The sequence below is a fragment of the Falsarthrobacter nasiphocae genome (assembly GCF_031456275.1).
Classification (GTDB): domain Bacteria; phylum Actinomycetota; class Actinomycetes; order Actinomycetales; family Micrococcaceae; genus Falsarthrobacter; species Falsarthrobacter nasiphocae.
This window is the reverse complement of record NZ_JAVDUI010000001.1, coordinates 970,257-990,642: the sequence shown is the minus strand read 5'-3', so window position 1 is coordinate 990,642 and position 20,386 is coordinate 970,257. Positions and strand designations below refer to the sequence as shown.

Here is a 20,386-nt window from a genome sequence, read left to right as displayed (position 1 = left end):
CCGGGAGCGCTACGCGCCGAATGCCGCGTGGGCCACCGCGAAGATGACCAGCCCGGCCAGCGCGCCCACGACGGTGCCGTTGATGCGAATGAACTGGAGGTCCCGCCCCACCTGGAGCTCGATCTTCTCGCTGGCTTCGCGCGCGTCCCACGCGGCCACCGTCTCGCTGACGATGCTCGCGATCTCGTGCCCGTACGCGCCCACGAGGGATGCGGCGGCGTTCGCGGCCGTGGTCTCCACGGTGCGGGCCAGGTCCCGGTCCTCGGCCAGGCGGCGGCCCAGGGTCTCGACGGCGCCGACGGCCGCCACGCGCAGGTCCGAGCGGGGGTCCTCGGCCGAGGAGATGAGGAAGTCCTTGATCGTGGCCCAGCCTCGCCCGGCGAGCTGCCGCACAAGCGGGTCGTCGATGGCGCCCTTCTTGAACCCCTCGAACGCGGCGATGACCTTGGGGTCCCCCTGGAGGTCCCGCCCCAGCTTGATCAGGTACTCGTTGAGGGATCGCCGCACGCTGTGGTCCGGGTCCTGCCGCACGGCGCCCAGGAACCCCACGAGCTCCGCATGGACCCGGTCCGCCACGAGCACGTTGACAATCCCCGGCACCCAGGCCGGCGCCCGCTCTCCCACGAGGCGGTCCACCACGCCCGGGTGCTCCCGGACGTACTCTTCCGCTCGGGTGACGACGACGTCGACCAGCGCGGTGTGGTGCCCCGCGGCCACGACGTCCTCGAGCAGCAGCCCCACCGTGGGGGCCCACGCCGGCTCGACGATGTGGTCGCGGGCCAGGGCCGCGATGAGCCGCTGGACGTCGTCGTCATCCAGGGTGGCCAGGCCAGCCCGCACGCCCGGCGCGAGGCGGGCCACGACGTCACTCGCGTGCTCCGGCTCCGCGAGCCAGCGCCCCAGGCGCGGAGCGAAGCCCCACCGGGCGATCTTCTCCCGCACCAGGTCCGGCGAGAGGAAGTTCTCCGCGATGAACTCCGAGAGGCTCTCGCCGATGGTGTCCTTCTTCTTCTCGATGATCGCCGTGTGGGGGACCGGGATGCCCATGGGGTGACGGAAGAGGGCCGTCACCGCGAACCAGTCGGCCAGGCCGCCCACGAGCGCGCCCTCGGAGGCCGCCCGGACGTACGCGAGCCACGGGTGAGCGCCCTGGAGCGCGAAAGACACGCAGAAGACCACCGCGGAGACGATGAGCAGTGCCAGGGCCACGCGCTGCATCCGGCGCAGACCGGCCCGGCGCGCCTCATCAGAGGTGGAGGAAGTAAAGCTGATGGACACGGTGCTCCCAGCGGTAGTGCGGCAAGAGACTTCACGTTTCGTTCACCGAAAGGCGCGCGGGCGTTCCCGCAGGGGGCAACCCGAGGGGCCTATGGTTGAGCCGTGATGACTCGACCCTATCGCCCCCGCATCTTCGCGCACAGGGGATCGAGTGCGCGCTTCGCCGAGCACACTCGCGCCGCCTACCTCCAGGCGCTCGCGGACGGCGCGGACGGCGTGGAGTGCGACGTCCACCTGACGAAGGACGAGCGGATCGTTCTCCTGCACGATCCAACGCTTGAGCGGACGTCCAACGGCACCGGGCCCGTGGCCGCCAAGACCCTGGCGGAGCTGCGGGACCTGGACTTCGCCAGCTGGAAGGGCACCGAGATTCCGGCGGAGTACGGCACCGTCGAAGAGCAGCTCCTGACGCTCGAGGAGCTCATGGAGATTCTCGCCTCCGCGGGGCGCCCCGTCCGGCTGGCCCTGGAGCTCAAGCACCCCAGCCCCTTCGGGCTGCGGCTTGAGGAGAGGGTCCTCGAATGCCTCATGGGACTCGGCTGGGACCCGGAGACGAGCACCCTCGGCAACGTCACGATCAGCTTCATGAGCTTCGACCCGGACAGCGTGCAGCACCTCGCCGAGACCGTCCCCGAGGAGCACCTGTGCATGCTCATCCAGCAGGTGGACAGCGCGAGCCTCCAGGAGATCGCGGACGTCGAGGGCATCCGGGCCCAGGCCGTCAGCCGCATTCTGCGCCGAGCCGCGAGCCTCGGGGAGCGGCTCATCACTACGGGGCGGGCCGGCGTGGCGGGCCCCGGTGTGGACTACGTCCTGGCCCACGAGCCGCGGGTCTCCAGGTGGATTCAGGGCGGCATCACGCTGCGCGTCTGGACGGTCGACCACCCCGGCCACGTGGCCCTCATGCGGCAGCTCGGGGTGCAGGAGATCACCACCAACATGCCCGCAGAGGTGCGCCAGCAGCTCCTCGCCTCATGACGTTCATCTCACGGGCGATGTATGAAATCGACGCCCCGGGGAATCGTGTGATGAGCTGTGTACATGTCGACTCCCATTGAGGACTATGCACTCCTTTCTGATCAGCAGACTGGTGCCCTCGTCTCCCGCTACGGATCCATTGACTGGCTCTGCTTCCCGCGGTTTGATTCCGCGTCCGTTTTCGCGTCCCTCCTCGGCAACGAGGACCACGGGCGCTGGCTCATCGCGCCCTCGCACCCCGAGGCGTCCACATCTGAGTGGGCCTACATTCCGGGCACCTTTGTCGCCCAGACGCGGTGGTCCACGCCCACCGGCGAGGTGCTCGTCACCGACTTCATGCCCGTAGGGGACGCGCGCCCCTCGCTCGTGCGCCGCATCGAGGGCCTGAGCGGAAGCGTCGAGATGTCCCAGGACCTCCGCTTGCGCTTCGGCTACGGCGACGTGGTCCCGTGGGTCTCCCGGGCCACCCTCTCCGGCGCGTACGCCGCAGACGAGGCCGCGGCGGCCGCCGGAAGCGCCGTCCGCAACTCCGCCTGGTACATGGCCAACGGCTCCGGGGACGACGCCAACGCGGTCATCCTCGCCATCGCCGGACCCGATGCGATCATCCTCCGTGGCGACTGCCTCCCCACCGCCGAGGGCAAGACCCACAAGGGCGAGTTCACGGTGAACGCGGGCGACGTCGTCGACCTCGAACTCGTCTGGTTCCCCTCCCACGAAGCGGTCCCGGACCCCGTGGACATCAACGAGGCGCTCGACTCCACCATCACCTACTGGAAGCAGTGGGTGTCCCGCGCCCGCGTCGAGGGCGACTACGGCCGGTACGTCCGCCGCTCCCTCCTCACCCTGCGCGCGCTCACGCACGAGCAGACCGGCGGAATCGTCGCCGCCCTGACCACGAGCCTGCCCGAGGAGTTCGGCGGCGGCCGCAACTGGGACTACCGCTACTGCTGGCTCCGGGACGCGGCCCTCACCCTCGAGGCCATGATGAAGCACGGCTACGAGGAAGAGGCCATGGCCTGGCGGCAGTGGCTCCTGCGCGCCGTGGCCGGCGATCCGGACGACCTCCAGATCATGTACGGGATCGGCGGTGAGCGCGAGCTCCCCGAGCGAGAGCTGCCCTTCCTCCCCGGGTACGAGGACTCCAAGCCCGTTCGCATCGGCAACGGAGCGGTGACCCAGTACCAGGCGGACGTCGTCGGCGAAGTCCTTGTGGTGCTCGAGAAGCTGCGCGGCATGGGCGTGGAGGAGGACGCGTTCTCCTGGCCGCTCCAGCTGGCGCTCCTCGAGTTCGCCGAGAAGCACCTCAACGACCCCGACCACGGCATCTGGGAGATGCGCGGCGAGAAGAAGCACTTCACGCACTCGCGCGTCATGCAGTGGGCCGCGTTTGACCGCGGTGTCCGCGCCGTCCGCGAGCACGGCCTCCCCGGCCCCGCGGATCGCTGGGAGCAGCTGCGGGACCAGCTCAAGGCCGAGATCTGGGAGAAGGGCTTCAACCGGGAGATCAACTCCTTCACCCAGACGTACGAGAACACCGAGGTGGACGCCTCGCTCCTCGTCATCGCGCAGGTCGGCTTCGTGGCGCACGATTCCCCCGAGATGCTCGGGACCGTGGCGCGCCTCGAGCGTGACCTCGTCAACGAGGACGGCCTCATCCTCCGGTACCGCACCGAGTCCGGCCTGGACGGGCTTGAGCCCGGCGAGCACCCGTTCCTCGCCTGCTGCTTCTGGCTCGTGGAGCAGTACGCGTACTCCGGCCGGGTCGATGACGCCAAGGCGCTCATGGACAAGCTCTGCGGGTACGCCAACGACATGCGCCTCATGGCCGAGGAGTACGCCTCCGACCGCCAGCGCATGGCCGGCAACTTCCCCCAGGCGTTCAGTCACCTGGGTCTCGTCCGCGCTGCGGACGCCTTGGTCGACGTCGGCGCCACCACGCTGGAGAAGACCGCCGCCGGGCTCGGCGACTGAGGTGGGGGCCGCCGGTCCTGGGGGCGTGGGTGCTGCCGGGCTTGGCGTCGAGGGCCGTGGCGGTGACTCCGCCGCGCCCGTGACGCCGTGGCACAAGACCGGGGCATTCAAGACCGGCGCGGCCCTGTCCGTGGCCACGGGCCTCTACGCCATCTCGTTCGGCGCCCTTAGCGTTGCCGCGGGCCTCAGCGTCCTCCAGACGATGGTGCTCAGCGTCTTCCTCCTCTCCGGCGGGTCCCAGTTCGCGTTCATCGGCGTTCTTGCCGGCGGCGGGGCTGGGGCCTCGGCCTTTGGCGCGTCCACGCTGTTGGGCGTCCGCAACGCCGTCTACGGCATGCAGGTCAACGCCCTGGTGCGCCCGAGCAGGCGGCTGCGCCCGCTGGCCGCGCACGTCACCATTGACGAGTCCGCCGCCGTGTCCTCCGCCCAGCCCACCGCGCGCGAGCGCTCCATCGGCTTCTGGGTCACGGGCGTGGGCGTGTGGATCCTGTGGAGCCTCCTCACGCTTGTGGGGGCTCTGGCTGGGTCCCGCATCGGGGATCCGGCGGCGTGGGGGCTCGACGGCGCTGCCGTTGCCGCCTTCCTCGGCCTCCTCTGGCCGCGGCTGCGCCAGCGGGACTCTGCGGGCGTGGCCGTGGTCAGCGCTTTGGCCACCGCGCTGGCCGTGCCGTTCGTGCCGCCGGGCATCCCCATCATCGTGGCCGCCGTGGTGGCCGGGTTCCTGGGCTGGCGCTCGGTGCGCGGGGGTGGGGCCTCGGGGGCGTCCGGGGGAGGCTTCTCGGAGGCGCCTGCGGGTGCCGGCTCTCCTGCCTCTGGAGCCGACGACGACGGGGCCGCCGGGCGTCCGACCGGGCCCTCCGGGGCTCGCGGGCCCGCTGGCCCGTCTCATGAGGGGAGCGGCTCGTGAGCCAGTGGATCTGGATCATCGCGGCCTGCGCGGCCGCCTTCGCCACGAAGTTCGTGGGCTACCTCGTCCCGGAGCGCTTCCTTGAGGACGACCGCGTCCTGCGCATCAGCCAGTTCATGACCGCCGGGCTCCTCGCGGCGCTCGTGGTGACCAACGCGTTCGCCAGCGGGCCGCACCTCGTCATCGATGCCCGCGTGGTGGCGCTGGCCGCGGCGGCTATTGCCCTCTGGCTTCGGGCCCCGTTCATCGTGGTGGTCATCATCGGTGCCCTCGCGGCGGCCGGTGCCCGGGCGCTGGGGATGGGTTAGGGAGCCGGGGCGCTATGTAAGGGGAGGCGTGTCGGATGCCGTGCGCTCCGGTCGAAGGAGATGAAGTGGATCTAGAAACTGTAGATGTCATGTTGAAGGATCGCATCTACGGGGGTACAATCTAGAGCTGCTAGTTCTCTCTACATCGAAGAGGTCTCCGTGGCTCTGCCCAATCCCGTTCTGCGTTCTCTGCTCCCTGCCCTGCTCCAGCTGTCCTTCCCTGCGGACGATGTGCAGGAGGATGCGCCGTACCACTTGGTCATCGGGGCGGCCCAGGATGTTGCTTATCTCGTGGTTGCCGTCACTCGTAGTGCGGAGGGGGCCTCGGCTCCGTTGCCCGTGAGCTCGTCAGCCGTGGAAAAGATACAGATGGCAGCCGCAGACATCGCCATCGGCATCCCTGTGGAGCCAGCGCTGGCATGGGTGATTAGCCAGGCCGAGGGGCACGTTGACTTCGTCATGGCTCCACTGTCTGTCGTTCAAGAGAATGCCACTCGCGGGGGGACATTCTCCATTGGCGAAAAGAATGGCGGGCACTACTACCGGCATGACTCCTTCGCCAAGGTGAAAGAGGTTCCAGGGGTCTTGGCGGCGACCCAATTGAAAGTGTCGCCGTTCTTGAGGTCCTCGGTGTCCGCTGCTGGTGAGGCGATCTGACGTCCGGCCTGGATTATTCTGCCTACTGTGATGAGTCTTCTATCCTGTGGTCCCCCGAGGATCAGGCATATCTCGTTGGGGCAGCGCTTCTCGGTGATGAACGATCGGAGGAGATCCGAGGTGTCATGAGAGAGCTCAGGCTCAAGGGGCAGATCAAGCTTCACTGGAGCGATGAGAGTGCGTCTCGAAGACGAAAAATTGTTCACGCGGTTGCCGAGCTTGAGCCCATCACCATGCTGGTCGCTCACTTGTCCGACCCGGCGAAAAAAACGGAGCGGTTTCGCCGATTATGTTTGGAGCGCATCTATAGCGAGTTGCATGCGATGAAGGTGTGTCGTGCAACGCTTGAGACCCGCACGGATTCTCAAGACAAGCGAGATGTGGCCCACTTGGTGAGCCTGCAGAACAAGGGCGTTTTTCAAGGTTTGCGGATCGAGCACAAGCGAGGTGGCGACGAGCCGCTGTTGTGGATCGCCGACACCCTCCTCGGCGCGTTCAATGCTCGGAAGAGGGATGGCGACTCAAGCTATTGGTCGATACTCGAAAAAACTCTCGACACGAACGTGGTCACAGCGCAGTCTAAGTCCGCATCAGGTGGGGGGTTAGCGGCCAAAAAGTGTGTGTGGCAGGGGCCTGCTTCCCAGTCGGCAGTAGGGCTATACGCCCGTTGACTTACTCTGCAAGCATGATGAATGCCCCTTCCCGCGAATCGGCCCCGTTGTGGTGTATGCGCCCAGCCCCTGATCAAGAACGGCACGACCAGCGCAGGACGCCCGCGCTACCGATGCTCATCCTGCGGAGCGTCCACCACCCCAGCCCGCCGGGATGACCTGACACGGGCCCACCAGATCCACCGCTTCGAGGACTGGCTCCTTGGACGTACGACCCAGGGCGAGCACGGGCCCGCTCGCACATTCCGCCGCCAACATGCCTGGTGCTGGAACGTGGCCCCGGAACCAGTACTGACCGGGGAAGTCCACCGGGTGCTGATGCTGGATGGGACGTACTTCAACACCTGGTGCGCGCTCGTGGCCTACACCGGTGAGCATGTCGTGGCGTGGCAGTTCTGCGACCGGGAGAAGCGCGCGTCATGGGCCGCGCTGCTGGAGATGATCCCGGCCCCGGAGATCGTCATCGTCGATGGGAACGCCGCGGCTCTGACCGTGGTCGGCGAGCTGTGGCCCGCCACCCGGGTTCAACGGTGTCTCTTTCATCTGCTTCACCGGGTGGATGAGCATCTCACTCGTCGGCCCGTGCTACAGGCAGGGCGGCAACTGCGGTCGCTGGCCCGGGCGTTGCCGAAGGTCTCCTCCCTGGACCAGGCGGCCTCGTGGGAGGCTTCGTTGGCCGCGTGGCATGGGGCCTGGCGGGCGCTTCTGACGGAGCGCACGTACGCCCGTGCTGGCCTGGTGAGGCCCTCGAGCGTGCCTGTGAGCGCGGCGTGGTGGTACACGCATCAGCGTCTTCGGCGGGCGTATTTCACCCTGGAACGCGTTCGCAAAGCCGGGCATCTCTTCACCTGGTTGGAACAAGCCAGGCCCGGGGAAGTGCTGCCGCGTACGACAAGCCCGCTCGAGGGTGGGGTCAATGCCGGGCTCAAGGAACTCTTCCGACTGCATCGCGGGATCCCCAGGCACCGGGCCCCCGTGGCGGCGGCCTGGTATTTCCGGTCCTTGAGCGTGGACACTCGACCAGCAAGCGAGCTCATCCGCCCTGAGCACTACCAGGCCCGGGAGGACACCATCGCGGGGGTCGAGGACGTGATCGGGCCCGAGCTGTGGGGCACCGGGTTCAGCTGGGAGGACGGGAACGGAACCCAGCGAGGGTGGGCAGGACGGCCATGACACGCCCGAGAAAAACACACTTTTTGGCCGCTAACCCCAGGTGGGGGGGGAGGGTCTGAAAAAACGTTGGCCTTAGATCCAGTCGTCCGGCTGGGGTTCTAAGGCCTTCTTCTCCTCCGTCGTAACGGTGAGCATCTCCAGGTTACCACAAGGGGTCGCCCGTAGGGTAGTGCGGCCCCTTCGGTCGCAGGTCTGTTCCCGCTCTGTCGACTGGCATCGACGTCATGGCTGGGCGGGATGACTTCGCTAGGGTTGGCGAGGCCGACGATCTTGACCGTTACGGAGGATCGCCCAGACGATCCACAGGATCGCACCAATGATCGCCGGAATGATCGGTCTTCCACCCGTCGAGAGCGAGACCGTGCAAACAAGTGTGAAGACAATAGCAAGGCCCAAAAAGACATCATATTTCCTTTTCATGATGACATTCTACAGAGACCCTGGGGTCGGGGGTGTCTCAGTCAGGCAGGGCATCGACGTCTACATCTATACAGGTGTCGGCAGGTCTATGAAATCCTGCGCCCGCGCCTCCGGGGCCGCGCCAGGCCGGGAGGGGGTGTGTTCGCCGCGGATATCGGGCGCGGATTTTGTGATCACTTGCCATGGCACTCGAGTGCAGTGTGGGCAAAGGTGGCCGGCGTTTTTTTGGGCAGTCAAGCACCAGGTGCGTGTTCTATTTTCCGTCAAGACTGGGCATCGGGCCCTGAAGATCATCCGCACCACGGAGTGGGAGTTTGTGAGGTAGGCGGCGGGGAGGGCTCCCCTGGCCACTCCGAGCCTGATGCGCCCTCGGAGTGCCTGTCCCTCTTGGCAGCAACGCAGATGAGGCAGCCTGCGGTGACCGCCTGCGCGGCGTTGATGGGCATCAGCGTCATGTTGCCGTCGGCGGCGCTCATTGCCGCCAGGGCCACAGCAAATAGGAGCATGGCAACTCCGAAGAACCTCATGGCCGAATCCTTTCCGGGTGTCCTTCGTTGGATGGTGGTGCGTGTCAGCATGAGGGGATCGGCCGGGCGTGGCGCGGTGCGACGGGGCCCAGTGTCAGCACGTTTGTTCTATTTTATTCCGATGACTCCGAGCGGGCAAGAGCGCAGAGCGCCACCGGTGCCCCAGCCAATAGGCCTCCTGCCCATCCCGGGATACCCTTTGCTCATGAGCACATGGCCCGCTGAGGCACCCATCCCCAACGCCGCGTCCGTGGAGAATCGTCTCCATTCCGGAGAGTCGCTCCTCTGGTCAGGGCGGCCCGATCCTTCCAAGCACTTCACCGCCAAAGACGCCTTCCTGATCCCGTTCACGGTCCTCTGGGCCGGCTTCGCGATCTTCTGGGAGGCCTCGGTCTTCGGTATGACCCGCGGAGGGCGTGGGCCGGGAATCGTCTTCATTCTCTTCGGCGCGGTGTTCGTGGCAGTCGGCCTCTACATGGTCATCGGCCGCTTCTTCGTCAAGGCCGCCCAGAAGCGCAAGACGTATTACTGGATCACCACAGAGCGAGCCATCATCACCAAAGACAACGGCTCGTGGGAGGACGTCATCCTGGGCCAGTCGCCCGTTCGGACTCGCGCCCGGGGCACCCACGGTGACGTCTCCTTCGTGGCCGGCGGCGGGCCGCTCGGCATAGACATCTGGGAGAACACGGGCATGCCGTCCTTCGCGAGCCGAGGTGGCTTCGGCTTCTACGACGTCAAGGACCCCCAGCCCATGTTTGACGCCCTCCGCCGCCGCTGACCATCCCCGCGCCCTCCCCATTTCGGGGCGAGTTTGAGCCAAAAATCGCACTGCCACGTGCGAAACCCGCCGCCAAACGGGAGAAGGAAGAAACCCGCTAAACCCCCCGGATCACGCGCCGGATGATCTCGGCCACCTGCAGCGGGTGCTCCTTCTGCACCAGGTGCCCGGACGGCCGCACCACGGTCAGCCGCGCCCGGGTGGCCCCCGTGTCGTGGAGGAGCCGCACGTAGTCGCGCTGCTGCCGGATCCAGAACCCGGTGAACGGCACCCCGCGGTGAGCCACAACCACCTCAACCGGCACGTCCGGCATGGGCTTCGCGTTGCGGACCTGCGTGGCCTCCTCGATGTACCAGGGGTACGCGGCGTTCTCCACATCCACGTTCGGCAGTCGGTCCGGGTGCCCTGACGCCCGCGAAATGAGCCGGGTCAGCCCGGACCGCGCCCAGGCCCGCCGGACCGAGCGTGCAACCCGGTCCCGCCGCACGCCCTTGCTCCGGCCGCCGGACGGGGGAATGCTCGCGTCGAGGAACACGAGCCCCGCCACCCGCTCCGGGTACAGCCGAGCGAACGTCTCAATGACGGGCCCCGACATCGAGTGCCCCACAAGAATCGCGCGCCCCACCGGCCGCCCCCCGGGCCCGGCGTGGTCCAGCACCTCCAGCAGCGCCTTCGCGTCCACCACCGAACCGGGCATGTCGCCCTCCTCGCGCGACGGCGCCCCGTCCATCCCCGGCCGCGCCCACGTCACCTGATGGTGCTCGCTGAGGGCGGCCCGAACGTCGTCGAACGAATCCATGGCGACCCCAAGCCCCGGGTGGAACACCAGCGAAGGCCGCTCAGGCGCGCGCCGGCGCGCGTCCGGCGAGAGCGGACCCGGCGCCAGAAGCGTCAGGAGCGTCAGGGACGAGAGCGCGAGGCTCGCCCGCTGCGTCACCCCCAGCGGCAGCGGCCCCTCCCCGAATGCGTCCTGCACGGGCGGGGCCATGCAAATGGACACGATGACCATCGCGAGGGCGGCCAGCGCCAGCACCGCGCCCACCCACACGCGGGCCTTCAGCCCGCGGGCGGGGGTCCCGTGCGTCTGGTGTCTGAGGGCGACGACGCCGGCTGCCGCCAAGGAGACCATCGCCACCGAGAGTCCGAGGCCCACGCCCGTGGAGGTAGTGGTGTGGGCATAGTGGGTCCAGGGAAGCGAGCCGTCGACCTGCATGGCGTAGCAGGCGGGGGACTGGCTCGGCGTGCAGGCCATGGTCCAGGCGGCGTCCAGGACGGTGCAGATCCCGAAGAGGATCAGGCCGGCGAGGGCCGTGTGCCCGAGCCAGCGCGCCTTGTCGGGGAGCGCGTCCATGGTGCGAAGAGGCCACTGGGCAATGGCGAGGCCTGCCACGATGAGCCCGGCCAGGGCGTCCGTGCTGCGGAAGGCGTTCCGGCGCGGCTGCCCCGCGGCGGCCAGCTCGGAGACGTAGCTCGTGGCGGGGTCCACGAAGCCTTGAGAGGCCCCTCCGAGTGCCAGCACCCAGGCAGAGTACAGCGCCATCGCTGCGATGAGGATCCCCCACGAGGCACGGGTCAGCTGCATGAACTCATTGTATTCCGGGCTCACCCCTCGGGCGCTGTTCACATGTTGAGACGAATGTCCGAAATTGCCCGTCTAATCCGGACCTCCGTGCTACTTTTGGGGCTGCTCGGGGCCAAGCCTCCGTGCCGTTGCGGCCGCTGCCGCCCCGTATACCAAGGAAGTAACCCATGAATCTCATGCGCACAAAGTCGATCGAGGAATCGCTCGCAAACGCAGAAGAGCCAGGCCGAACGCTCAAGCGATCCCTCAACGCGTGGGATCTCGCCATTATGGGTGTCGCCGTCGCCGTCGGCGCGGGCATCTTCTCCGTCGGCGCCAAGACGGCCGCCGTCGCCGCAGGCCCCGCCGTCACCATCTCCTTCATCATCGCCGCCATCACGTGCGCATTCGCCATCATGTGCTACGCCGAATTCGCCACGGCCATCCCCGTGGCCGGCTCCGCCTACGTCTTCACGTACGCGACCATCGGTGAGATCGCCGCGTGGATCATCGGCTGGAACCTCATCCTCGAGCTGTTCACGGCCGGGGCCGTCATCGCCAAGTACTGGGGCATCTACCTGTCCGTGGTGCTCGAGGGCTTTGGGCTCTCCGTCCCGGCAACGCTGCCGATGGGCGCAGGCTTCGAGTTCACGTGGGGCCCGTTCCTCATCGTGGCCATCTTCACCACGCTCCTCGTGCTCGGCACCAAGATGTCCGCCCGCGTCGGCAACGTCTTCACGATCATCAAGGTCGCGGTCGTCCTCTTCGTCATCGTCGTCGGCCTCTCGTACTTCAAGGCTGAGAACCTGCGCCCGTTCATCCCCGAGTCCGTCCCGGGCCAGGGCGTGGCAGGCGAGGTCAAGCAGCAGGCGTTCATCTCGTTCCTCACCGGCCAGGCGCCGGCGCAGTACGGCTTCGCAGGCATCATCACGGGTGCGGCCATCGTGTTCTTCGCGTTCGTCGGCTTCGACGTTGTGGCCACGAGTGCAGAAGAGGTCAAGAACCCCGGCAAGACGCTGCCCCGCGGCATCTTCGGCGGCCTGATCCTCACCACCGCGCTGTACCTCGGCGTCTCCCTCGCCATCACGGGCATGGTCTCCTACAAGGACCTCGCCAAGACGAAGACCCCCAACCTCGCGACGGCCTTCGACATGGTCGGCGCAGGCTGGGCCGCGCAGATCATCGCGCTGGGCTCGCTCATCGGCCTGACCACCGTCATCATGGTTCTCCTCATGGGCCTGGCCCGCGTTGTCCTCGCCATGAGCCGCGACGGCCTCCTGCCCCGTGCGCTCTCCGTCACGAGCGCGACGCGCGCCACCCCGGCCCGCCTGCAGATCATCTGCGGCGCCCTCGTGGCCCTTGTCGCTGGCTTCACCAAGGTCGACCTGCTGGAGGAGCTCATCAACATCGGCACGCTCTCTGCGTTCGTCATGGTGTCCATCGGCGTGATCGTCCTGCGCCGCAAGCGCCCGGACCTCACGCCGGCGTACCGCGTCCCGGGCGGCCCGGTCATCCCCGTGGCGTCCGCGCTGCTGTGCTTCTACCTGATGCTGAACCTCAAGGTCGAGTCCTGGATCTTCTTCGCGATCTGGCTCGCCATCGGCTTCGCCATCTACTTCGCCTACGGACGCACGCACGCCGTCCTGGGGAAGCCGGGCTACGAGGCTCCGGCCATGGGCTCCGTCGACAACCCCGCGTCTGCGGATAACGCGCACCACGGTGCGGACGTCGACCGTTCCGCCGCCACGCCGCGCCGCGCAGCAGAGTAGTCCTCTGGTCGGCAGAAGGGCCGGGATCCGCCACCGCGGGTCCCGGCCCTTTCGCATGCCTGGCGCAGGCCGCGTGTGGCTGCCCCTGACCGGCCTGGCGCTCGCGGCGCTCCCGGTCTAAATTTGCCCCGAAAGAGTGGATAGAAGCTGATCTCTCTCTTGGCCCCACTGAGTTTCTCGAGGCCGTAAAGACGCGAACGACGCGGGTGGGCAGTCAGATCGCCCGAATCGGCGGCCGAGGTCAGATTGGGCTGGAACTGCGAGTAGGGCTGCTTGCTCTTTCGCGCGGCCGAAGGCGGCAAGATGAAGGCTGGCGCGGCGCGCATCCTCGCCTACGAGGCGCTGAGGCCACCACAGCGCGGCTCAACGACGGCGTGCCATCAAGAGACGCTATGACGTCCGTGGTCGACTGCCAAAGACGTGGATTCGGTCTTCTTCTTGCCGTGCCGAACCAGCGCGACCAGCAGGACGACCGGAATGATGCACAAAATGAACATGAGAGCGGAGACAGCGAGCTCATAAGGTGCTGGAACGAGTGGGTTTGAAGTCAGTATGAGTTGCATTACATCCCCCTGTGCGTGCCTATGATGCCCCCACTGTACGCCGACGTCCACTGCGTGTCCACGGATTTGTGGAAGCAGTTTAATCGCATGTGCATGACACGTCTCAGGAGAATAAATTGTGCCTCTGGGCTCTGGGCTCTGGGCTCTGGGCTCCGGGCTGGCGGGGATCCGGGTCCGGCGTCATCCCGGAATGGAATTCCCGCGCGGTTGCGCTGCCGATCCGCCTCGTGTTCAATTCAAGCCCGGCATCTTCGGAGCGTGTTCTTGCGGAAGAAAACCCTCGACGCCGGCGCCGTTCGGTTAATGGTGGCGTAGTTCGGCAGGCCGCGCGTGCGTGGACACGAAAGCGGCCCAGGCCGAACCCGGTTCTGAACCGGGCCCGGCCTGGGCCGTCTCTGCGCGGGGTCGGTGCCCCGAGCTCGTGCTGAGCGGTGCGGGAAACCTCGCGCTTGCTCGTGCGGGGCGAGCCCCCCGCCCGTCCGCCTACTCGCGCGGCGTGAGGATCAGGCGCTCGCGCCCATGGCCCTTGACGAAGAGCGCGTAGCCGATCGCCAGGATCACCAGTGCGGACACGCCGACGATGAACGCGCTGCGCCCACCCTCGGTCAGGGCCAGCAGGACGATGACGAAGACGATGAAGGCAATGGCGATCGCGTTGAGCACAGGGAACAGCGGGGACCGGAACGAGCCGGGCGCCGCGCCCTCGCGCTTGATGAGCGAGCGCATCCGCCAGTGGGCCAGGAGGATCATGAGCCACGTGAAGACCGTCGCGAAGGTCGCGATGGCCGCCACGTAGAAGAACAGCCGCTTCTCAATGGCGATGAAGAGGAACAGGCCCACAACAGCCACGCCGAACATGGCCATGACCGGCAGCACGGGAATGTTGCTGCGGCGGGACAGGCGCAGGAAGGACTTCGGCGCGTGCCCCTGTTCCGCGAGCCCGTACAGGGTGCGGGAGCCGGCGTAGAAGATCGCGTTCATGGCGGACAGGGCCGCCGTGAGGACCACGAAGTTCATGATGTGCTGCGCCGCCGGCACCTTGAGCGCCGCGAAGACCTCGACGAACGGGGAGGACTCGCCGGTGACCTGGTTCCACGGGAAGATCGCCATGATGACCGCGAGGGCAGCCACGTAGAAGAGGAGGATGCGGAACGGCACGGAGTTGACGGCGCGCGCGATGGAGCGCTCCGGGTTTCCGGCCTCGCCCGCGGTCATGCCGAGCGTCTCGACGCCGCCGAAGGAGAAGACGACGATGCTGAAGCTCATGATGATGCCCCAGAGGCCGAACGGCGCGAAACCGCCGTGCTGCCACAGGTTGGCGATGTCAGGGGTCGTGCCGCCCACGTTGGCGCCCCAGAGAATGAGGCCGATGCCGCCGACCACGAGCGCCAGAATAGCCACAACCTTGATGAGGGAGAACCAGAATTCAAGCTCGCCGAACACCTGGACGGCCAGCAGATTGAGCCCGCCGATGATGGCCACGGCCAGCACCATCCAGAGCCAGCCGGGGACGCCGGGGAACCAGAGGCCCATGTAGGTCGCCACAGCGGTCATGTCGGCAATGGCGACGACGGCCAGCTCGAGCCAGAAGATCCAGCCCGTCAGGAAGCCCGCGAACGGGCCGAGGAAGGTGTTCGAGTACTGCGCGAACGACCCGGCGACGGGGTAGCGGACGGCCATCTCGCCCAGGGCGCGCATGACGATGAAGACCATGAAGCCCGCGATCAGGTATGCGACCAAAACGGCGGGGCCTGCGGCCTGGATCGTTTCCGACGACCCGTAGAAAAGGCCCGTGCCAATGGCGGTGCCGAGCGCGATGAACTGAACGTGGCGCGAGGAGAGATTGCGCGAGAGCTCGTCATGCGAGCGTGGTGCTGAGGCAGTGGATGCCTGAGTGCTCATGTCTGTATCTCCAACGAGGAATGGAGGGCGGCCATGAACCGCCCTGAGAGACTGCATCGTCTCCACCCGAAGGAGGAGCAGAATGAGCGTTATTCTACAAGAACGGCGAGCTTGAGACGCAAGTCACTTCCTGGGAGTGATTTCGGCGCCTGCACTCCCGGCGGCGGTCACGCGCGTGCAACGGCCACCGCGCTGCGGCGGTCACGCCCCGGCGGGGTGACGCCCGGGCCCCGCCGAGGGGCCTGCGGCGCTACGCCAGGGCCCGGACGACGTCGTCGATGAGGCGTGCGGCCGTCCGCGCGGTGCGGCTGTCCGTGTCGAAGCGCGGGTTGAGCTCGACGACGTCGAAGCCCGCGAGCTTCCCGGACCGCGCGGCCTCCAGCATCACGGCGCGGATGATGTCGAGGTTGACGCCGTATCCGGCCGGCGCGCTGACCCCGGGGGCCACAGAGGCGGGGAGAACGTCGAGGTCGAGCGTCATGTAGAGCGCATCCACGGAGTCGATCAGCTCACGGGCGAACCGCACGGCCGCCTGCACGGTGCAGTCCACATCGAGGAGGACGCGCACCCCGAGGGCCTCGGCCGTCTCGAAGCCCGCGGTCGTGTTGTTGACCTCGCTCAGGCCCACCACGCCGTAGACGAAGTCCTCGCCCGCGGCCTTGAGGAGCTCGGCGATCTGCCGGAACGGCGTGCCGGACGTGGGCCGGTCCTCCTCGCGGAGGTCGAAATGCTGGTCCAGGTTGAGGATGCCGAGCCGCGGCGTCCGCGTTCCGGCCTGCTCGGCCTTCGCGGCGAGCTCGGCGCGGAGCCCGCGGAACGTGCCCCAGGCGGTCTCGTGCCCGCCGCCGAGCACGCACGGAACGGCGCCGCGGCGCACCGAGCCCGCAACGGCGTCCGAGAGGCGGTCCTGGCCCGGCTCGAGCCCGGCGTCGTCCGCCACCACGATGGTGCCGAAGTCCGTGAGGGTCCGCGGCTCGCGGATGGCGAGGCTCGCGAGCCCCGTCCGGAGCGCGTCCGGGCCCTCGGCGGCGCCCACGCGCCCCTTGTTCCGGGCCACGCCGGCGTCTGAGGAGAAGCCAATGAGGTCGACGGCGGGGCGCTCCGCCGCCGCGCCAGACCCCGCCGTGCCCCCAGCCGGGGCGGGGGAGGCGTCCGTGCCCTGCGCGTTCGCATCCCGGCCCGGAACCTGGCCTGCGGCCGGCGCGGCGCCATCGAGGAGCTGCTCAAGCGGCGCGGTCTGGACCGTGGAGTGCCAGCGGGCGTGCTCGGGGCCGGGGCCGTCCGTGCGGCCGGTCCACTCGAATGTGCGGGTCTGGGGCGTGGTCTCGGTCATGGCGTGTCCTCCGTCTCGAGCGTGGGTCGGCGGTTGGTCCGATCGTATCCCCGCGCCGCTCGGCCCGCCCCAAGCCCGCGCGAGCGCTGTCCGGGGTCTCGGACATAGGCTGGGGGCATGAGCACGCCCGGAACCACCCCGCCCCCAGGGCCTGACGCAGGCCCGGGCCTGACGAGCGCCACAGAGCCAGCGCGCTCTGACACACCGCCGAAGTCCCCGGCCGCGGAGCGCGTCCTCGACGTCCTCGGCTATGTCTCTCGCCGCCGCTCGCCCGTGGGGGCCCAGACCGTGGCCGCCGCGCTCGGCCTGCCGCGCTCCACGGTGTATCAGCTCCTGACGGCGCTCGTCCGCCGCGGCTACCTGGTCCACTTTCCGGAGGAGAAGACGTTCGGCCTGGGCCTCGCGGCGTTCGAGCTGTCCATGGCGTACGCCCGCCAGGAGCCCATCGCCCGCGCCTCCCGTCCCATCCTTGAGCGGCTCGTGGACGCCGTGGGGGAGTCGGGTCACGTGGCCGTCCTCCGCGGCTCGGACGTCGTCTATGTCAACGAGGAGCGCGCCAAGGGCCGTCCCTCTCTGGTCACGGACGTCGGGGTTCGGCTCCCGGCACACCTCACCGCCACGGGCCGGTCTATGCTGGCCGCCCTGCCTGCGGCGCAGATCCGGGCGGTGTTTCCGTCGTCGTCATCCTTTGAGCGCCGCATTCCCGGCGCCGGACCCGAGAGCCTCCGCGAGCTCCGCGCCCTCCTCTCCGAGGCGGCGGAGCGCGGCTGTGCGGTCGAGGAGGGGGAGGTCACGGAGGGTTTCGCGTCCATCGCGGCGGCGGCCCTGGACAGGGTGGGCATGCCGGTCGCGTCCTTCGCGGTCACCTTCGTGGCGCACCGCTATGACGACGACGCCCGCGAGCGCCTTGCCACCCGGGTCCAGGCGGCGGCCCGGGAGCTCGAGTCCCGGATGTAGGCCTCACGGGCGTCACCCCTTGGGTCAGCCGAGGCTGGACTCCACGCGCACGGGGACCTCGGCGTTGCTGAAGGCGCGCGCGGAGAGGTTGGTCACGACGGCCGCGATGCGCTCGCGGTCCGCCTGCTCCACGGGCTCGTCCCGCATGACGCGGAGCGCGAGGGTGCGCGCGTGCGCCTGGCCCTCGTCCGTCTCGGTGACGGACTCCTGCGGCGGGACGATGAAGATGTCGCTCTCGGTGATCTTCGAGGCGACGAGCATCCCTACCGTGGCCACGAGCTCGGTGCCGAGTTCGAGAACCGCGGAGGCCTCGGGGGCGGTCACGGTGAAGGCGATGTCGCCGGAGGTCAGATCGACTCCGGTGTTTGGTGCCTGGGTGAACACGGGTACTCCTTTCGTGAGGGTGATGTTGATTATATCACATGTTTGTGAACGTGGGGCAGGGGCCATGTGGAGCGGGGTGGAGGCGCGCCAGCCCCGTGGTCGTCCGAAATCCCGGACACAACGTCCAGGCGAGGCGGGCGCACCCCAGGTGGGCTGGGTCACACTGAAGGAAGACGCGGCCGCCCCCGCGCAGACCGGGCGGCACTCAACGCCGCACGATTCAGCACCACAAGGAGCCGACATGACGCAGAACGCACCCAGCGGACCCCGCCCCGTCCGCGCAGACCGAGGCACCGACCTCTCCGCCAAGTCCTGGCAGACCGAGGCCCCCCTCCGCATGCTCATGAACAACCTCGACCCCGAGGTTGCCGAGCGCCCCGACGACCTCGTCGTCTACGGCGGCACCGGCCGCGCCGCCCGCAGCTGGGAGGCGTTCGACGCGATCGTCGCGTCCCTCAAGGACCTCGAGAAGGACGAGACGCTCCTCGTCCAGTCCGGCAAGCCCGTCGGCATCCTCCGCACCCACGAGTGGGCCCCGCGCGTCCTCCTCGCCAACTCCAACCTCGTCGGCGACTGGGCGACGTGGCCCGAGTTCCGCCGCCTCGAGGCCGAGGGCCTCATGATGTACGGCCAGATGACGGCCGGCTCGTGGATCTACATCGCCACCCAGGGCATCCTTCAGGGGACCTTCGAGACCTTCGCGGCCGTGGCCAAGAAGCGCTTCAACGGCACCCTCGCGGGCACCATCACCCTCACGGGCGGCTGCGGCGGCATGGGCGGCGCCCAGCCCCTCGCCGTCACGCTCAACGGCGGCGTCTGCATCATCGTGGACGTGGACCGCACGCGCCTCGAGCGGCGCGTCTCCAAGCGGTACCTTGACACTGTCGCGGACAGCCTGGCCGACGCCGTTGCCCAGGCCAACGAGGCGAAGGCTGCCAAGAAGGCGCTGTCCATCGGCGTGGTCGGCAACGCCGCCGAGCTCTTCCCCGAGCTCCTCGAGCTGCACAAGAAGGGCGAGATCACCGTGGACGTGGTCACCGACCAGACGTCCGCGCACGACCCCCTCTCCTACCTGCCCACTGAGTACACGGTGGAGCAGTGGCAGGCCGAGGCCGCTGCAGACGAGACCGGCTTCACGAAGAAGTCCCAGAACGCCATGGCCCGCCACGTCCAGGCGATGGTCGAGTTCCAGGACGCCGGCGCCGAGGTCTTCGACTACGGCAACTCCATCCGCGACGAGGCCCGCCAGGCCGGGTACGACCGCGCGTTCGAGTTCCCCGGCTTCGTCCCCGCCTACATCCGCCCGCTCTTCTGCGAGGGCCTCGGCCCGTTCCGCTGGGTGGCCCTCTCCGGCGACCCCGAGGACATCCGCGTCACCGACGAGGCCATCAAGGAGCTCTTCCCCGAGAACGAGCACTTGCACCGCTGGATCGACGCCGCCGGCGAGTACGTCGAGTTCGAGGGCCTCCCTGCCCGCATCTGCTGGCTCGGCTACGGCGAGCGCGCCAAGGCGGGGCAGCTGTTCAACGAGCTCGTCCGCGACGGCAAGGTCAAGGCGCCGATCGTCATCGGCCGCGACCACCTCGACTCCGGCTCCGTGGCCTCCCCGTACCGCGAGACCGAGGCCATGAAGGACGGCTCCGACGCGATTGCCGACTGGCCGCTCCTCAACGCCCTCGTCAACACGTCCTCCGGCGCCACGTGGGTCTCGATCCACCATGGCGGCGGCGTCGGCATCGGCCGCTCCATCCACGCGGGCCAGGTTGGCGTGGCGGACGGCACGGACCTCGCGGCGCAGAAGCTCGAGCGGCTTCTCACGAACGACCCTGCGATGGGCGTCATCCGCCACGTCGACGCGGGCTACGAGCGTGCCCAGGACGTCGCGGCCGAGCGCGGCGTCCGCGTCCCCATGACGGAGTTCGGCTCCTAAGCGGGTTCGCCCTGGGAGGGGCCCCGGCGCTGCGGCGCCGGGGCCCCTCGTGCTGTTGCCGGGGGCCGCCGAAGCGCGGCATGTTCGGATGAATCACGTCTGGAATGAAGCGAATTCTCGCGGAGGAAACCTCCCGAAGCAGACGTGCTCCGGTTGATGACGGCGTGAATCGGCGGGCGGGTGCGGCCGCGGGCGCCAGAGTTGCTGTGGGCACCGTGAATCCGTCCGGGATTTCGGACAGAACCCCGCTCCGCCCGGGACTCGAAAATGTGACCTGCCACATACTGGGAGGGATACCTGCCACAGCTGCTAG

At 68.3% G+C, this 20,386-nt stretch carries 16 protein-coding genes; 11 read left to right on the top strand and 5 right to left on the bottom strand.

Annotation, left to right across the window (positions count from 1 at the left end):
• Positions 1-9 precede the first annotated feature (9 nt).
• The gene (locus J2S35_RS04470; protein WP_425545662.1) at positions 10-1,272 is read right to left on the bottom strand and encodes a DUF445 domain-containing protein; all 1,263 of its coding nucleotides are present in this window, start codon (positions 1,270-1,272) and stop codon (positions 10-12) included.
• A 111-nt stretch (positions 1,273-1,383) separates the two neighbouring features.
• Between J2S35_RS04470 and J2S35_RS04465 the strand changes: the two genes are divergently transcribed.
• From J2S35_RS04465 to J2S35_RS04430, 8 genes are all read left to right on the top strand, one after another.
• The gene (locus tag J2S35_RS04465; RefSeq protein ID WP_309850267.1) at positions 1,384-2,256 is read left to right on the top strand and encodes a glycerophosphodiester phosphodiesterase; all 873 of its coding nucleotides are present in this window, start codon (positions 1,384-1,386) and stop codon (positions 2,254-2,256) included.
• A 63-nt stretch (positions 2,257-2,319) separates the two neighbouring features.
• Entirely contained in the window at positions 2,320-4,230 is a 1,911-nt protein-coding gene (locus tag J2S35_RS04460) for a glycoside hydrolase family 15 protein (RefSeq protein ID WP_309850266.1), read from the top strand.
• Positions 4,231-4,255: 25 nt separating this feature from the next.
• Positions 4,256-5,137: an AzlC family ABC transporter permease gene (locus tag J2S35_RS04455; protein WP_407649783.1), complete on the top strand. Its 882-nt coding sequence runs from the start codon at positions 4,256-4,258 to the stop codon at positions 5,135-5,137.
• Complete coding sequence (locus J2S35_RS04450; RefSeq protein ID WP_309850263.1) at positions 5,134-5,445, top strand: AzlD domain-containing protein; 312 nt, start codon at positions 5,134-5,136, stop codon at positions 5,443-5,445. The genes J2S35_RS04455 and J2S35_RS04450 overlap by 4 nt, the downstream gene beginning before the upstream one ends.
• Positions 5,446-5,604: 159 nt before the next feature.
• On the top strand, positions 5,605-6,102 hold the full coding sequence (locus tag J2S35_RS04445) for a hypothetical protein (protein WP_309850261.1): 498 nt from the start codon (positions 5,605-5,607) through the stop codon (positions 6,100-6,102).
• Positions 6,103-6,227: 125 nt separating this feature from the next.
• Complete coding sequence (locus J2S35_RS04440) at positions 6,228-6,773, top strand: hypothetical protein (protein WP_309850258.1); 546 nt, start codon at positions 6,228-6,230, stop codon at positions 6,771-6,773.
• 21 nt (positions 6,774-6,794) lie between these two features.
• Complete coding sequence (locus J2S35_RS04435; RefSeq protein ID WP_309850256.1) at positions 6,795-7,946, top strand: IS1249 family transposase; 1,152 nt, start codon at positions 6,795-6,797, stop codon at positions 7,944-7,946.
• Positions 7,947-9,098: 1,152 nt separating this feature from the next.
• The gene (locus J2S35_RS04430; RefSeq protein ID WP_309850254.1) at positions 9,099-9,674 is read left to right on the top strand and encodes a hypothetical protein; all 576 of its coding nucleotides are present in this window, start codon (positions 9,099-9,101) and stop codon (positions 9,672-9,674) included.
• Positions 9,675-9,771: 97 nt separating this feature from the next.
• Here J2S35_RS04430 and J2S35_RS04425 read toward each other — a convergent pair whose 3' ends face one another.
• Positions 9,772-11,256 (bottom strand): DUF998 domain-containing protein, encoded by a 1,485-nt coding sequence (locus tag J2S35_RS04425; protein WP_309850251.1) that lies wholly within the window; start codon positions 11,254-11,256, stop codon positions 9,772-9,774.
• A 167-nt stretch (positions 11,257-11,423) separates the two neighbouring features.
• Here J2S35_RS04425 and J2S35_RS04420 point away from each other — a divergent pair, with 167 nt between their 5' ends.
• Positions 11,424-13,004: an APC family permease gene (locus J2S35_RS04420; RefSeq protein WP_309850248.1), complete on the top strand. Its 1,581-nt coding sequence runs from the start codon at positions 11,424-11,426 to the stop codon at positions 13,002-13,004.
• Between the two features lie 1,046 nt (positions 13,005-14,050).
• Here the strand turns inward: J2S35_RS04420 and J2S35_RS04415 are convergent.
• Both J2S35_RS04415 and hutG read right to left on the bottom strand, forming a co-directional pair.
• Positions 14,051-15,469 (bottom strand): amino acid permease, encoded by a 1,419-nt coding sequence (locus tag J2S35_RS04415; RefSeq protein ID WP_303128562.1) that lies wholly within the window; start codon positions 15,467-15,469, stop codon positions 14,051-14,053.
• Between the two features lie 250 nt (positions 15,470-15,719).
• A complete protein-coding gene (gene hutG / locus J2S35_RS04410) occupies positions 15,720-16,802 on the bottom strand; it encodes a formimidoylglutamase (protein ID WP_309850244.1) in 1,083 nt (360 codons plus the stop codon).
• 117 nt (positions 16,803-16,919) lie between these two features.
• Between hutG and J2S35_RS04405 the strand changes: the two genes are divergently transcribed.
• Complete coding sequence (locus J2S35_RS04405; protein WP_309850242.1) at positions 16,920-17,759, top strand: IclR family transcriptional regulator; 840 nt, start codon at positions 16,920-16,922, stop codon at positions 17,757-17,759.
• 24 nt (positions 17,760-17,783) lie between these two features.
• Here the strand turns inward: J2S35_RS04405 and J2S35_RS04400 are convergent, their stop codons facing one another.
• The gene (locus tag J2S35_RS04400; protein WP_309850240.1) at positions 17,784-18,143 is read right to left on the bottom strand and encodes a hypothetical protein; all 360 of its coding nucleotides are present in this window, start codon (positions 18,141-18,143) and stop codon (positions 17,784-17,786) included.
• A 241-nt stretch (positions 18,144-18,384) separates the two neighbouring features.
• Between J2S35_RS04400 and hutU the strand changes: the two genes are divergently transcribed.
• Positions 18,385-20,073, top strand: a complete 1,689-nt coding sequence (gene hutU / locus J2S35_RS04395; RefSeq protein ID WP_309850238.1) for a urocanate hydratase — start codon at positions 18,385-18,387, stop codon at positions 20,071-20,073.
• Positions 20,074-20,386 lie beyond the last annotated feature (313 nt).